Annotated in this window: 14 protein-coding genes; 9 read left to right on the plus strand and 5 right to left on the minus strand. The window is 68.3% G+C overall.

Annotated features, from left to right (window positions below; genetic code table 11):
- Positions 1-47 precede the first annotated feature (47 nt).
- Both AC3WLD_RS15170 and radC read right to left on the minus strand, forming a co-directional pair.
- Entirely contained in the window at positions 48-758 is a 711-nt protein-coding gene (locus tag AC3WLD_RS15170; RefSeq protein WP_492557814.1) for an NRDE family protein, read from the minus strand.
- Complete coding sequence (radC, locus tag AC3WLD_RS15175) at positions 758-1,498, minus strand: RadC family protein (protein WP_492557815.1); 741 nt, start codon at positions 1,496-1,498, stop codon at positions 758-760. Before radC ends, AC3WLD_RS15170 begins: the two co-directional genes overlap by 1 nt.
- Positions 1,499-1,599: 101 nt before the next feature.
- On the opposite strand from radC, the gene AC3WLD_RS15180 reads away from it, so the two are divergent.
- From AC3WLD_RS15180 to AC3WLD_RS15215, 8 genes are all read left to right on the plus strand, one after another.
- A complete protein-coding gene (locus AC3WLD_RS15180; RefSeq protein ID WP_492557816.1) occupies positions 1,600-4,839 on the plus strand; it encodes an intermembrane phospholipid transport YdbH family protein in 3,240 nt (1,079 codons plus the stop codon).
- Positions 4,836-5,090: a YnbE family lipoprotein gene (locus AC3WLD_RS15185; RefSeq protein WP_492557817.1), complete on the plus strand. Its 255-nt coding sequence runs from the start codon at positions 4,836-4,838 to the stop codon at positions 5,088-5,090. Before AC3WLD_RS15180 ends, AC3WLD_RS15185 begins: the two co-directional genes overlap by 4 nt.
- Before the next feature lie 2 nt (positions 5,091-5,092).
- The gene (locus tag AC3WLD_RS15190) at positions 5,093-5,497 is read left to right on the plus strand and encodes a YdbL family probable chaperone protein (protein WP_492557818.1); all 405 of its coding nucleotides are present in this window, start codon (positions 5,093-5,095) and stop codon (positions 5,495-5,497) included.
- Positions 5,498-5,736: 239 nt separating this feature from the next.
- Positions 5,737-6,054: an AtpZ/AtpI family protein gene (locus AC3WLD_RS15195; protein ID WP_492557819.1), complete on the plus strand. Its 318-nt coding sequence runs from the start codon at positions 5,737-5,739 to the stop codon at positions 6,052-6,054.
- 58 nt (positions 6,055-6,112) lie between these two features.
- Complete coding sequence (locus AC3WLD_RS15200; RefSeq protein ID WP_492557820.1) at positions 6,113-6,898, plus strand: F0F1 ATP synthase subunit A; 786 nt, start codon at positions 6,113-6,115, stop codon at positions 6,896-6,898.
- A gap of 51 nt (positions 6,899-6,949) precedes the next feature.
- A complete protein-coding gene (locus AC3WLD_RS15205) occupies positions 6,950-7,177 on the plus strand; it encodes a F0F1 ATP synthase subunit C (protein WP_161717191.1) in 228 nt (75 codons plus the stop codon).
- Between the two features lie 86 nt (positions 7,178-7,263).
- Positions 7,264-7,758, plus strand: a complete 495-nt coding sequence (locus AC3WLD_RS15210) for a F0F1 ATP synthase subunit B family protein (RefSeq protein ID WP_492557821.1) — start codon at positions 7,264-7,266, stop codon at positions 7,756-7,758.
- Entirely contained in the window at positions 7,751-8,308 is a 558-nt protein-coding gene (locus tag AC3WLD_RS15215; RefSeq protein WP_492557822.1) for a F0F1 ATP synthase subunit B family protein, read from the plus strand. Before AC3WLD_RS15210 ends, AC3WLD_RS15215 begins: the two co-directional genes overlap by 8 nt.
- A 203-nt stretch (positions 8,309-8,511) precedes the next feature.
- On the opposite strand, the gene AC3WLD_RS15220 is transcribed toward AC3WLD_RS15215, so the two are convergent.
- The 3 genes from AC3WLD_RS15220 to rpsA all read right to left on the minus strand — a co-directional run bounded on the left by AC3WLD_RS15220 (position 8,512) and on the right by rpsA (position 12,132).
- Positions 8,512-9,486 carry an NADPH:quinone oxidoreductase family protein gene (locus tag AC3WLD_RS15220; protein ID WP_492557823.1) on the minus strand — a complete coding sequence of 325 codons (975 nt, stop codon included), beginning with the start codon at positions 9,484-9,486 and terminating at the stop codon, positions 8,512-8,514.
- The gene (gene gloB / locus AC3WLD_RS15225; protein ID WP_492557824.1) at positions 9,483-10,250 is read right to left on the minus strand and encodes a hydroxyacylglutathione hydrolase; all 768 of its coding nucleotides are present in this window, start codon (positions 10,248-10,250) and stop codon (positions 9,483-9,485) included. Before gloB ends, AC3WLD_RS15220 begins: the two co-directional genes overlap by 4 nt.
- 175 nt (positions 10,251-10,425) lie before the next feature.
- Positions 10,426-12,132 carry a 30S ribosomal protein S1 gene (gene rpsA, locus AC3WLD_RS15230; RefSeq protein ID WP_492557825.1) on the minus strand — a complete coding sequence of 569 codons (1,707 nt, stop codon included), beginning with the start codon at positions 12,130-12,132 and terminating at the stop codon, positions 10,426-10,428.
- Between the two features lie 419 nt (positions 12,133-12,551).
- On the opposite strand from rpsA, the gene AC3WLD_RS15235 reads away from it, so the two are divergent.
- Positions 12,552-13,835, plus strand: a complete 1,284-nt coding sequence (locus AC3WLD_RS15235) for an adenylate/guanylate cyclase domain-containing protein (protein ID WP_492557826.1) — start codon at positions 12,552-12,554, stop codon at positions 13,833-13,835.
- Positions 13,836-13,843: the final 8 nt, after the last annotated feature.

Consider the following 13,843-nt stretch of genomic DNA (forward strand, 5'->3'; position numbering starts at 1 on the left):
CCCATCCAAGCGACGCCGGCTCCAAGGCTACACCGGGTCGGCCAGGATCAGAAGCGGATTGTGACGTCGCCGGTTGGTCGCCCCGCCGCGTCGAAACTGCGCTCGGCCATCAGCCCCGTGCCGTCCTTGCGCACCAGCACCACGGTGGATGCGCGGGTGCCATAAACCGGGCTGCGGATGAACACCGGGCTGAACGGTTGTTCCGGCCCCTCGCTATCGGGCTCGGCCGGCAGTTCGCCTTCGTCAGCAAGCGCTGCGAACAAAGGGGCGAGGTCCTTGCCGTCCGCATGGAGCCAGTCGGCCAGCGCCCCGGTCAGACGCCGGGTCTTGGGCCACGGCTGGTCGAACGCGCCGTTGGAGACGCCGTGGATCCCGCCCGCAAGTTCGCTTGTCACCGCCGATGGATGGTTGGTGAGGTGCAGCGCGCGTGTCTCGTCAGCGGCAATCAGGTGGAACGGGTTCATCGCCGCGACGTCGCCCGGATCCGCGCCTTCAAGCCACCCGGTCACCAGCCCGCCGCGGCTGGCCATCCCGGGGCGGGGGAAGCCCGGCGCGCGGAAGTTGGTGACCAGGGCAAAGCGACCCGCCTCCGTAACCCCCAGCCACGTCCCGCCCGCCTGCAAGTCGCGCCCGGCGATGATCCCGCCCTCCCACCGGGCCAGCGGGGCGGCTGGGCGATCGTGGTATTCGTCGCGGTTGGCGATGGCCGCGATCCGCCAGCGCGGATGCGCCAACCATGCGACGGCGGCGACACACATCAGATCAGGCCTCGCGCCTTGAGACTGACGTGACCCTGCCGCCCGACGACGACGTGGTCGTGGACCACCACTCCCAGCAGCCGCCCGGCCTCGGCGATCTTGCGGGTGATCTGGATGTCCGCGCGGCTCGGCTCGGGCACCCCGGACGGGTGGTTGTGAACGAGGATCAGCGCGGTCGAACCGATCTCGATCGCCTTGCCGATCACGTCGCGCGGGTGGATCGCCGCCTCATCCACCGTGCCGTCGCCAACGAGGTCGTCGAGAATCAGCATGTTCTTGGCGTTGAGATACAGCACCCGCACTCTTTCGCGCGGCAGGTGCGCCATGTCGATCCGCAGGTAGTCGATCAGCGCCTGCCAGCTCGACAGGATCGGCTGCGCCGCGGCCTCGGCGCGGGCGAGGCGGCGGGCGGCGGTGGGCACGATCTTGAGCGCGGCGGCGCTGACCTCGCCCATGCCCGGAAAGTTCGCGAGCGCCTTCTGGTCGGCGTTGAGGACGCCCGAGAGCGAGCCGAACCGGCCGATCAGCGCGCGGGCGACCGGCTTCACATCGCGGCGCGGGATCGCCACCATCAGCAGGAACTCGATCAGTTCGTGATCGGCCAGCGCTTCCGGGCCGCCTTCGAGCATGCGCTTGCGTAGCCGGGCGCGGTGGCCGCTGGGATCGTGACCTTCGCGCACCCGGTCGGACTTGCCGGCAATCTTGGGCCGTTCAGGAAAGAGTCCGGTTTGATCGGGCATCAGGCTCGGGCACCTCGGACCGTTTCGTGCGTTTCGTGGGGCAGCATTGCCTTTGCGCAAGCACGGGCGCAAGGAACACCGTCTCCGGTTTCGAAGGGTTGATGAGGGGCAGCGACGAAGACACGGCCCCCGAGGCCGCCGAAGTGCTGCCGGTCCGCGCCCGCCGCTGGCCGCGCCGGCTCGGCGTGATCGCGCTGGTCCTCGGCGTGATCCTGATCGGCCTGTGGCTTTCGCGAGAGCGGATCGCCAGCAACGTCATCGGCTCGCAGCTCAGCGGCATGGGCCTGCCCGCGACTTACCGGATCGAGCGGATCGGCGGGACCCGGCAGGTGATCACCGACGTCGTAATCGGCGACCCCCGGCGTCCCGACATGACCATCGAGCGCGCCGAGGTAACGATCGGCTATGGCCTGCGGCTGCCTTACATCGCCGGGGTCAAGCTGGTTCGTCCGCGCATTTACGGCACATACAACGGCGGCAAGCTGAGCTTCGGCTCGCTCGACAAGGTGCTGTTCGCGCCGAAGCCGCCGGGTGCCCCGCCCTCGCAATGGCCTGACCTCGACCTCGAGCTGGTTGACGGGCGCATGCAGCTCCTGACCGAATATGGAGCGGTCGGTGCGAAGGCTGACGGTAAGGGCAACCTGCGCAGCGGGTTCGCCGGAAAGCTCGCGGCGGTCGCGCCGAAGCTCACGATCCAGAACTGCGCGCTGCAGGATGCGAGCCTGTACGGCGACATCAAGATCGTTTCCGAAGCGCCGCGCTTTACCGGGCCGGTGCGAATGTCGGCCTTGCGCTGCGCTGCGCGAGGGCTGGCGGTGGACGGCGCAGCGCTCCAGCTCGACGCGCGCGCCGACAAGGATTTCAAGGCATTCAGCGGCGACGGCCAGCTCCGCACCCGCAAGGTCGTGGCGGGGGGCATGAGCGCGAATTCGCTGGCGCTCGACAGCAACGCCACCTGGCGCGACGGGACGCTCGCAGCCAAACTCGCGGGCGACCTCGGCGGCGTCCAGGCCGGCGGGGTGGCGTTCGCGCTGCTCGGCCTCGACGGCGACCTGCGCGCTCGCGACGGGTTCGCCACTTCCGAGTTTCGCGGCAGCATCGAGGGCAGCGGGGTGATGCCCGGCCCGGCGCTCGACAACGCGCTGGCTTCGGCCGAACGGTCGACGTCGACCAGCCTGCTCGGCCCGATGCTGGCGCAGATGCGCGCGGCGCTCCAGCGCGAGAAGCGCGGCAGCCGCCTGTCGGCCGACGTCACCGCACGTCGCGGCCAGGACGGGCTTTGGTCGCTCGTCATGCCGAGCGCGATGCTGCGCGGCGGTAGCGGTGCGGCGCTGGTATCGCTGTCCCGCTTCCAGCTGGCCGGCGGCCGGCCGGGCGCGGTCCCGCTGCTTTCCGGCAACTTCACCACCGGCGGGCCCGGCTTGCCGCAGCTCGCCGGTCGGATGGAGCGAGGGCCCCGCGGAGAAGCGGTGCTGCGCGCGCGGATGGCCCCGTACCGCGCCGGGGGCGGTTCGTTCGAACTGCCGGAACTGGCGCTGGTCCAGGCGAGCGACGGCGCGCTCGGCTTCGCGGGCGAGGCGCGCCTTTCGGGCGCGCTGCCGGGCGGGTTCGCCCGCAACCTCATCGTCCCGCTCGACGGCAGCTATTCTGCGCGCGGCGAGCTGGCCATGTTCCGCCGCTGCGTGACCCCGCGCTTCGATGAGCTGGCGATCTCCAACCTCGTGATCGAAAAGCGTAGCGTGACCCTGTGCCCGGTCAAGGGCGGCAGCATCGTCCGCGCCGGGGCGGGGGGGCTGCGGATAGCGGCAGGGGCAACGTCACTCGATGTCGCGGGTCGGCTCGCCGACACGCCCATCCGTATCCGCAGCGGACCGATCGGCTTTGCCTGGCCCGGCGCGGTTGCGGCAAGCGCGCTCGACGTCGAGCTAGGCCCGGTCGGCACCGCCACGCGATTCCGCCTGAGCAACCTCGCCGCGACATTGGGCGAGGAAGTGTCCGGGACATTTGCCGGGGCCGAGGCACAGCTGTTCTCGGTGCCGCTCGACATCGTCGAGGCGTCGGGCAACTGGCGCTATGCCGGCGGCAAGCTCGGCATCGAGGGCGGCCAGTTCCGCCTGCTCGACCGCCGCGATCCCGACCGCTTCAACCCGCTCGTCGCCCGTGACGGCGCGCTGACGCTGTTCGCCAACCGTATCGACGCCAGCGCCACCATGCGCGAACCGACCAGCGACCGCGAGATCGTGCGCGCGGTGATCCGCCATGATCTGGGCAGCGGCACGGGCCACGCCGACCTTGCGGTCAATTCGCTGGTGTTCGACAAGGGGCTCCAGCCGGCAACGGTCACTCCGCTCGCTTTGGGCGTCGTCGCCAACGTCTATGGCACCGTGCGAGGGACCGGGACGATCGACTGGAACGCCGCCGGGGTGACCAGCCAGGGCGATTTCTCCAGCGACAACCTCGACCTTGCCGCCGCGTTCGGGCCGGTCAAGGGCCTCTCCGGTACCGTCCATTTCAGCGACCTGCTGAACCTCGTCACGGCCCCGGACCAGACCCTGAAGGTCGCCTCGATCAATCCGGGGATCGAGGTTACCGACGGCACCGTGACTTTCGCGCTCGAACCGGGCTTCCTGCTGAGGGTGAAGGGCGGCGAGTGGCCGTTCCTCGGCGGCAAGCTCACCCTGAAGCCGGTCGACCTCAACCTCGGCCAGGCAGAGACACGCCGCTACGTGCTGGTCATCGACGGGCTCGACGCGGCCAAGTTCGTCGAGAAGATGGACCTCGAGAACATCAGCGCCACGGGCACGTTCGACGGCGAACTACCGCTGGTGTTCGATTCCTACGGCGGGCGGATCGAGGGCGGGATGCTGGTCAGCCGGCCGCCCGGCGGCAACCTCTCCTATGTCGGCGCGCTGACCTACAAGGACCTCTCGGCGATGGCGAATTTCGCCTTCGATGCGCTGAAGAGCCTCGACTATACGCACATGACCGTGGGGATGGACGGCCCGCTCCAGGGCGAGATCGTCACCCGCGTGCGCTTCGACGGGGTTAGGCAGGGGGCTGGGGCCAAGCGCAACATCGTCACCCGCGCGGTCGCCGACCTGCCGATCCAGTTCAACATCAACATCCGTGCGCCGTTCTACCGTCTGATCACCTCGATCAAGGCGATGTACGATCCGGCCTTCGTCAAGGACCCCCGCGAGGTCGGCCTTGTCGATGCGAACGGACGGCCCATCGTCGGCAGCGCCAATGGCACGCGCGAGGACGGGCAGCCGGTGCTCGTGATCCCCACTCCTGCCCCCAGCGGCAGCGTTCAGCCTCCAGCAAGCGGGAATATGCGATGAACAGCCTCGAATTGACCAAGGGCCCGATCCCTGCGAGCATTCCGGCCATGCGGGGAAAAGGAATCCGGGGACGCCGCGTCCTGTATGCGGCGCCATTGTTGGGAGCGATGCTGCTCGGCGGGTGCATCAGCGTGAAAGCGCCGGACAAACCGATCGTGATCGAGCTCAACATCAATATCAGGCAGGACGTGGTCTACCGGCTCGCCGAGGATGCCGAAAAGACCATCGACAGCAATCCGGGGATTTTCTGACAATGACCGCCACAACCGCCTTCCGCACCGCCCTCCTCGCCATTGGCGGCGGGGCCGTGCTTGCGCTTGCCGTGCCCGCGCTGGCCCAGGCCGGGCGGGATCCCGCCTATGCCGCGGCGCGCGCCTCCGGCCAGGTCGGCGAGAAGCGCGACGGCTACCTCGGCTATGTCACGCCGCCGAGCCCGTCGCTGCGCGCCGTGATCGAGGATATCAACATCAAGCGCCGCGCCGAATACGCCGCGCGCGCCCAGGCCAACAAGTCGACGGTCGAGGAGTTCGCGTTCACCACCGGCTGCGCCCAGATCGCCAAGACCGTGCCGGGCGAGAAGTACGAAGCGCCCGATGGGTCTTGGCAGACCCGCACCAGCGAGCCGCCGGTGCGCGATTCGCGCTGCCCGGCGCGGTGATACGCTCGTCGTCCCGGGCTTGACCCGGGACCGCTGCCAACCAGGCGCACCGCCGCCTCCGGTCCCGGATCAAGTCCGGGACGACGCTCGTTTCCATCCCCATTCCCCCGGCATTTCCGCACCGCAGCACGCCCGGTTGACTTGGGGGTAAGCCCTTCCTAAAGGGACCGCGCCCCGGACGGGCAGGAACGCGGCCCATGCCGGGTCATTCCTCTGCCATTAACGCAAGGGAATCAGGCATGGAAAGCGAACCGACCGAACGGGATCCCGTGGGCGAGGACGCCCGCATCGAATCGCTCGAACGGCGCCTCCAGGCGGCGAAAGAGCGCGAGGCGGAGCGGACCGGGTCGAGCCAGCAGGGTGCCGATGCGAACTATCGCCTTGGCAACCGGGTGCTCGCCGAACTGCTTGGCGGGATCATCGGCGGACTGGCGATCGGCTGGGTCATCGACCTGTTTGCCGGAACCAGGCCCTGGGGTCTGTTGGTGATGCTGTTCCTCGGAATCATCGTCGCCTTCAGGAACATAATCCGGATTTCGAGCCGGCGTCCCGATTGATCCCCGACGGGGACTTGGGGGGCGCTGTTTTCGTATAGCAGCTGAATGGGGTTCGAACGTGGCGGCCGAAGGCAAAGTCAACCCGATGCACCAGTTCCAGATCGAGCCGATGTTCGGCACCGATCACTGGTCCATCGCCGGCTACAACGTGATGTTCACGAACTCGTCGCTGTGGATGATCATCGCGGCGGTGGCGCTGTGGGTGTTCATGCTGGGCGGGATGAAGCGCGAGCTCGTCCCCGGCCGCTGGCAGATGGCGGTCGAGAGCATGACCGGCTTCATCGACAACCTGCTCGAAGCGAACATCGGCAAGGCGGGCCGCAAGTACCTGCCCTACGTGTTCTCGCTGTTCATGTTCATCCTCTTCGCGAACCTGCTCGGCCTGCTGCCGCTGGGCCTGGTCGGCCTCCACCCGTTCACCTTCACCAGCCACTTCACCGCGACCGGCGTGCTTGCCATCCTGTCGTTTTCGATCGTGCTGGTCGTCGGCTTCTGGAAGCACGGCTTCCACTTCTTCTCGCTGTTCGTGCCTCACGGCACGCCGCTGCCGATGATCCCGATCATCTTCCCGATCGAGCTGATCTCGTTCCTGGTGCGCCCGTTCAGCCTCGGCCTGCGACTGTTCGTTGCGATGATGGCCGGCCACGTCCTGCTGGAAGTGCTGTCGAGCTTCGTGATCGGCGGGGCCAACGCCGGCCTGCCGTTCATCGGGCTGGTCTCGATCCCCAGCTTCATCCTGATGGTTGCGATCTGCGCGCTCGAGATCCTCGTCGCCGGCATCCAGGCCTACGTCTTTGCGCTGCTCACGTCGCTCTACATCAACGACGCCGAGCACCTGCACTGAGTTAGAATACCTTACAGTCACAACACAGATTCAAGGAAAAGGAGTTTTCTCATGGACGCAACTGCCGCCAAGCTCATCGGTGCGGGTCTCGCTGCCATCGGCGCCGGCATGGCCGCCATCGGCGTCGGCAACGTCTTCGGTTCGTTCCTCGAGAGCGCGCTGCGCAACCCGGGTGCCGCCGACGGCCAGCAGGGCCGCCTGTTCATCGGCTTCGCCGCCGCGGAACTTCTCGGCCTGCTCTCGTTCGTCGTCGCGATGATCCTGATCTTCGTCGCCTGACACGAACCTGTCGGTCCTGATCGTGCGCCGGGCCACGGGGTCCGGCGGCGGCAGGGCCGTCCATTGCTGACCAAGCGGGACCTGCCATGCCTCAGATAGCGCAGCTAGCGACGACCTATTCCAGCCAGATCTTCTGGATGCTGCTGGTGTTCGGTTTCGTCTTCTTCGTGGTCGGACGGGGCATGGCGCCCAAGGTCCTTGCCACGGTCGAGGACCGCGACGCGCGGATTGCCGCCGACCTCGCCGCCGCCGAAGCCGCGCGTGCGCAGGCCGACGCGCAGGAAGAGGCGTGGCGCGCCAAGGCCAACGCCCAGCGGGCCGAGGCCCAGGCCCTGATCGCCGCGGCCAAGGCCCAGGCGGCCAAGGCCGCCGAAGGCAAGCTCGGCGAGGCCGCCGGCCGCATCGACGCGACCGTCGGCGAGGCCGAGGCCCGTATCGCTGCCGCCCGCAACGCGGCGCTGGGCGAGATCGAGGGTGTTGCCGCCGACGCCGCCCAGGACATCGTCAACCGCCTCGCCGGCCTGTCGGTCTCGCCCGACCAGGCGCTCGGCGCGGTGAAGGGAGCCTTGGCCAATGGCTGAGCAGGCTGAACTGCACGCTACCACTGAGGTCGCGGAAAACCACGGCGCCGAACACGCCGAGCCCGTCGCCTTCGGGTTCATCGGGCCGGGCGCGTGGGTCGCCCTCTCGATGGCGGTGTTCATCGCCATCCTGCTGTGGAAGAAGGTCCCCGGCGTCATCGCGGGCGGGCTCGACAGCCAGATCGCCTCGATCCGCAAGCAGCTCGACGAAGCCAAGGCCCTGCGCGCCGAGGCCGAGGCGCTGCGCGGTGAATACGCGGCGAAGATCGCCGGCGCCGAAAAGGACGCTGCCGCGATGCTCGACCACGCCCGCCACGAGGCGGAAGCCATCGTCGCCAAGGCCGAGGCCGACACCGCCCAGATGATCGCCCGCCGCGAGAAGATGGCGCAGGACAAGATCGCCGCTGCAGAACGCGCCGCGGTCGACGACCTCCGCGCCAAGGCCGCCGACGCCGCCACTAGGGCCGCCGGTGCGCTGATCGCGCAGAACCACGGGGCCGGCGCGGACAAGCCGCTGGTCGACGCGGCGATCGCCGGGATCAAGCACTAAGGTTTTCGCCCTTCGGGCACGAACGAAGAGGCCGCTCCGGTTGGGGCGGCCTTTTTCGTTTCTGGAACCTAGGCGTGTGCCCACCCCCCGACCCCCTCCCGAAGGCGGGAGGGGGAGATTGAAGGCCGACTAGCGGATCCGCGCGACTGGTTCCCCTCCCGCAAGCGGGAGGGGTCAGGGGTGGGCCTGTGTCCAGCGTGCACTCACGGCGCGAACACCACCTTCCCCACGACCTCGCGCCGCGCCAGCGTCTCGTATCCCTCGCGCCATTGCTCAAGCGGCAGGACCCGGTCGATCCGCGGCGTGAGCTTCCCCGCCTCGAGCAGCCCGAAAATCGCATCGCGGATCCGCGTGTGCCGGTCCGGGAATTGCCGCCCGTATTCCCCCGCGCGCACGCCGACGACCGAGAACCCCTTGATCAGCGGAATGTTGACCGAGATTTCGGGAATCCGCCCACCCGCAAAACCCACCACCAGCAGCTTGCCGCCAAAGGCAACGCAGCGGGTGCTCTCGTCGAAAACGTCGCCGCCCACGGGGTCGTAGACGAGGTCGCAGAGCATGCCCCCGGTGAGTTCCGCCACCGGCTCGCGGAAGCGTCCCTCGACAGGGATCGCCGCCATCGGCGCGTACTCAGCCACGACCTTCGCCAGCTTGGCGGGTGTGCCCGAGGTCGCGATCACCTTCGCGCCCAGGGCCTGTGCGAGATCGACCGCCGCAAGCCCCACGCCGCCGGTGGCGCCATGGACGAGCACGGTCTGTCCCGGCTGGATCTGCCCCAATTCGACCAGAGCGACATAGGCCGTCTGGTAGGCCGCCCCGAACGCCGCGGCGTGGAGCACGTCGACATGGGGCGCGACCTTTCGCAACGCGCTGGCGGGAAGTGCGGCGTACTGCGCCATCATCCCGGTCTTGCCTCCGCCAACCACGATGTCGCCGCGCGCAAACCCGCTGTCCGCATCGGCTTCGACGACCTCGCCGGCCAGTTCCAGCCCCGGAACGAACGGCAGCGGCGGCTTCAGCTGGTACTCGCCTTTGGTCATCAGCAGGTCGGGAAAGTTCAGCGCCGCGCCGCGAACCCGCACCAGCACCTCGCCCGCCTGCCGCTGCGGCATGGGCAGGTCCGTCAGACGGACGCCGGAGAGGTCGTCCGACAGGTGTTCGACGACAAGCGCCTTCATTCCTTGAACGTGTCCTTGGCGCTCCGCAGCGCGGCAAAGGTCGCGACCGCATCGCTGCCGCCCCAGCGCGACTGCATGTCGGCCTCGTCGGCCCGCAGGAACGGATTGGCGGCGAGCTCCTTGTCGAGCCGGGTCGGAACAGTCGGCTGCCCCGCCTCGCGGCGGCGGCGGACTTCGGCGACGTAATCCGCCAGCGCAGCGTTGTCGGGATCGGCGTGCAGCGCGAAGCGGGCGTTGCTCTCGGTATATTCGTGCGCGGAATAGAGCACCGTCTCGCGCGGCAGCGCCTTGAGCCGCGACAGCGAGGCCCAGAACTGCGGGGGGGTGCCTTCGAACATCCGCCCGCAGCCGAGCGGAAACAGCGCGTCGCCGACGAAGCCGATGCGGTCGTCCGGCAGGTAATAGGCGATGTGCCCCATGGTGTGGCCCGAAACGTCGAGCACGCAGGCCTCGTGCGCGCCCAGGCAGACCACGTCGCCGTGCTTCACCGCCCGGTCCACCCCGGAGATCCGCCCCGCGTCCACCTCAGGTGCGATCACCGTGCACCCGGTCGCGGCCTTGATCGCCTCGTTCCCGCCGGCATGGTCGGGGTGCCAGTGGGTGTTCCAGATCTGCGTGATCTGCCACCCCCGCTCCGCCGCGTGACGCAAATAGGCGTCGGCATCGGGCGTATCGATGCAGGCCGTCTCGCACGTCTCCGGGTCGTGGAGGAGGAAGCCGTAATTGTCGGACAGGCAGGGGAACTGGTGGACTTCGAGCGGCATGGTCTTCTCCCAATGCTCGGGAGGGTAGAACAGATTGGCCCCAAAGCAAAAGCCCGCCCGGATCGCTCCGGACGGGCCTTTGGCATTGCGTCCCCGCGAAGGCGGGGACCTCGTGCAGTCAGGCGGTCCGTGAGCCGCCTGAGGCCCCCGCCTACGCGGGGGCGCGTCCGAAGGCTCAGTCCTTCTTCGCCTTGAGCGCCGCGCCGAGGATGTCGCCCAGCGACGCGCCGGCATCCGACGAGCCGTACTGTTCCACGGCTTCCTTCTCTTCGGCGAGCTGGCGCGCCTTGACCGAGAAGTTCGGCTTCTTGGAACGGTCGAACCCGGTGACCATCGCGTCGAACTTCTGGCCGACCTGGAAGCGATCGGGACGCTGTTCGTCGCGGTCGCGGCCGAGGTCGCTGCGCTTGATGAAGCCGGTCGCGCCGTCTTCGCCGGCCTGGACTTCCAGACCGCCGTCGCGGACTTCGAGGACAGTGACGGTGACGACTTCACCGCGGCGGAGCGAACCGCTCGAAGCGGTGCCGCCGGCCGCCGGGGCGCCCTTCTCGAGCTGCTTCATGCCGAGGCTGATGCGCTCCTTCTCGACGTCGACGTCGAGAACCACGGCCGAGACCTGCTCGCCCTTGCGGTGCAGCGCCAGCGCGTCCTCGCCCGAGATGCCCCAGGCGATGTCCGACATGTGGACCATGCCGTCGACGTCGCCGTCGAGGCCGATGAACAGGCCGAACTCGGTCGCGTTCTTGACTTCGCCTTCCACGGTCGAACCGACCGGGTGCTTGTCGGCGAAAGCTTCCCACGGGTTCTGCTGGGCCTGCTTGAGGCCGAGGCTGATGCGGCGCTTGTCGCTGTCGACTTCCAGCACCATGACGTCGACTTCCTGGCTGGTCGAGACGATCTTGCCGGGGTGGACGTTCTTCTTGGTCCAGGACATTTCCGAAACGTGGACGAGGCCCTCGATCCCGGCTTCCAGCTCCACGAAGGCGCCGTATTCGGTGATGTTGGTGACCACGCCGCGCAGCTTCGCGCCGACCGGGTACTTGGCGGCGACGCCGTCCCACGGATCGCTCTCCAGCTGCTTCATGCCGAGGCTGATGCGCTGGGTGTCCTGGTTGATGCGGACGATCTGGACCTTGACGGTGTCACCGATGTTGATGACCTCGCTCGGGTGGTTGACGCGCTTGTAGCTCATGTCGGTGACATGGAGCAGGCCGTCGATGCCGCCGAGGTCGACGAACGCACCGTAGTCGGTGATGTTCTTGACGACGCCGTCGATGATCTGGCCTTCCTTGAGGTTCTGGATCAGGCCCGAGCGCTGCTCGGCGCGGGTCTCTTCCAGCACCGCGCGGCGCGAGACGACGATGTTGCCGCGGCGGCGGTCCATCTTGAGGATCTGGAACGGCTGCGGCATGTCCATCAGCGGGGTCACGTCGCGGACCGGGCGGATGTCCACCTGCGAGCCGGGGAGGAACGCCACGGCGCCGTCGAGGTCGACGGTGAAGCCGCCCTTGACGCGGCCAAAGATCACGCCCTCTACGCGCTTGCCTTCGCCGAATTCGTTTTCAAGCTTGTCCCACGCGGCTTCGCGGCGGGCGCGGTCGCGCGACAGCATCGCTTCGCCGTCGGCATTCTCGACGCGGTCGACATAGACTTCGACTTCGTCACCGACCGACAGGCCGTGCGGCTGGCCGGCCATCGCGAACTCGCGCAGCGGCACGCGGCCTTCGCTCTTGAGACCGACGTCGATGACGGCCTTGTCGTTTTCGATCGCGGTGACGGTTCCCTTGACGACGCGGCCTTCGAAGCCACCGTTGGCGGCCGAGCCGAGCGTTTCGTCAAGCAGCGCGGCGAAATCGTCGCGCGTGGGGTTGGCAGATGCCATAGGTTTGAGTTTCCTCGTATCGCTGTTACCGGCCAGGCGGTTGTTTCCGCCGGTCTTTCCTCCGGTGCCGCACCATGCGGACACGCGGGCCAAAAGGGCCGAACCACCCGCCGGGCCGCATGCCGGGGCGGGTATCCTGCAGGCACGGGGCCCGCCGGACCGCCGGCCCTTAGCGCGAATCCTTCGAAAAGCAAGGGAAATGCCGGGAATGCCGGGGCAGGCGCGTCAACCTGATCGCAAGGTCTTGGCGCTATGGCGATGTCACGAAAATCCGGATCGTCATTGCGAGGCCGCAGGCAGTGGCAATCCAGAGCGTTGGATCTCGGGGCTCTGGATTGCTTCGTCGCTTTGCTCCTCGCAATGACGGGCCCGGGTTTCGGGGTGCGCCCTGCCGGCGTGCCAGACCGGGGGACCTGCCCATGACGCCGACACACCGCGGGCGGTTTGCCGACCCGGACACCGAGAGCCGCTTCCAGACGACCGCACGCACGTTGCGGCTGCCGTTCGTGCGGGTCTATGGCGTACTGTTCATGGCGGTGGCGCTCGCCTACTCGATTGTTGATCCGCTGTTTCTCGATCCCGCCGAGAATGCGCGGCTGGCGGTGTACCTCGGCGTCGCGCTGCTGGTCGCTGGGGCCTATGTCGCGGTTACCTTCTGGGAGCGCTATGTCGAGCAGCCGCTGGTCGACTGCCTCGCGCTGCTGGCGCTGTCGCTGCTGGTCGGCAAGATCAACTTCATCCTGTTCGATCACCTGATCCACCTTCACGCCGCGATGCACGCGGTAGGCGTGATCAATCGCCTCGCGGTCACCGCCTTCGCCGCGGTGACGCTGGCCGGGCGGCCACGGCTGTTCGCGCTGTGGCTGGGGCTCGATTTCGCCGGGTGGCTGGCGACCGTGATTCCGGCACAGGCGCACGATGCGGCGCTGGCCTTTGCCCTGCTCAGCTATGTCAGCGGAGCGACGATCATGGCCGCGATCAATATGGCCATCGACCGTTCCAGCCGCGGCGCCTTCGCGCTGGCCGAGGCCCTGGAAACCGAGCGCGCCCGCAACGAAGCGCTGGTCCACAACATGCTCCCCCCGGTCGCCGCCGAGAAGATCCGCGAGGGCCGGCTGGTGGCCGACGCCTATGCCGACGCCAGCGTGGTGTTCATCGACATGGTGGGCTTCTCCAGCCTCGCGAAGCGCGTTTCGCCGGGGCACCTCGTCGAACTGCTCAATGCCTTCTTCAACCACGCCGACCGCTGCGCGGCCGAGCACGGGGTGGAGAAGGTCAAGACCGTGGGCGACGCCTATCTCGCGATCGCGGGCGGCTCGACGCCGTGCGGCAACAGCGCGGATGCGGCGATCGCCTTCTCGCGCGCGGTGCTGGAGGGCGTCGACGAACTGCGCCGTGTCGCCGGGGTCGACGAAGTCGGCCTGCGCTGCGGGATCCATTCCGGTCCGGTCGTGGGCGGGGTCATCGGTGCGACGCGCATGGCTTATGACTATTGGGGCGACACGGTGAACATTGCCGCGCGGCTCGAAGGCACGGCGCCCCCGGGCGGGATCGCGATTTCGGAGAGCACCTGGCTGCGCGCGCGCGAACGCGGGGCGTTCGGTCCGCCCAAGCTGATGACGCTCAAGGGCGTGGGCGAGACCTGCGTGTACCACGCCGGGCCTGCGCCAGAGCCTGCGGCGGGTGAGGTGAAGGCGGCTTAGACTCCCCC

It is taken from the genome of Novosphingobium sp. FW305-C-111, from assembly GCF_058783565.1.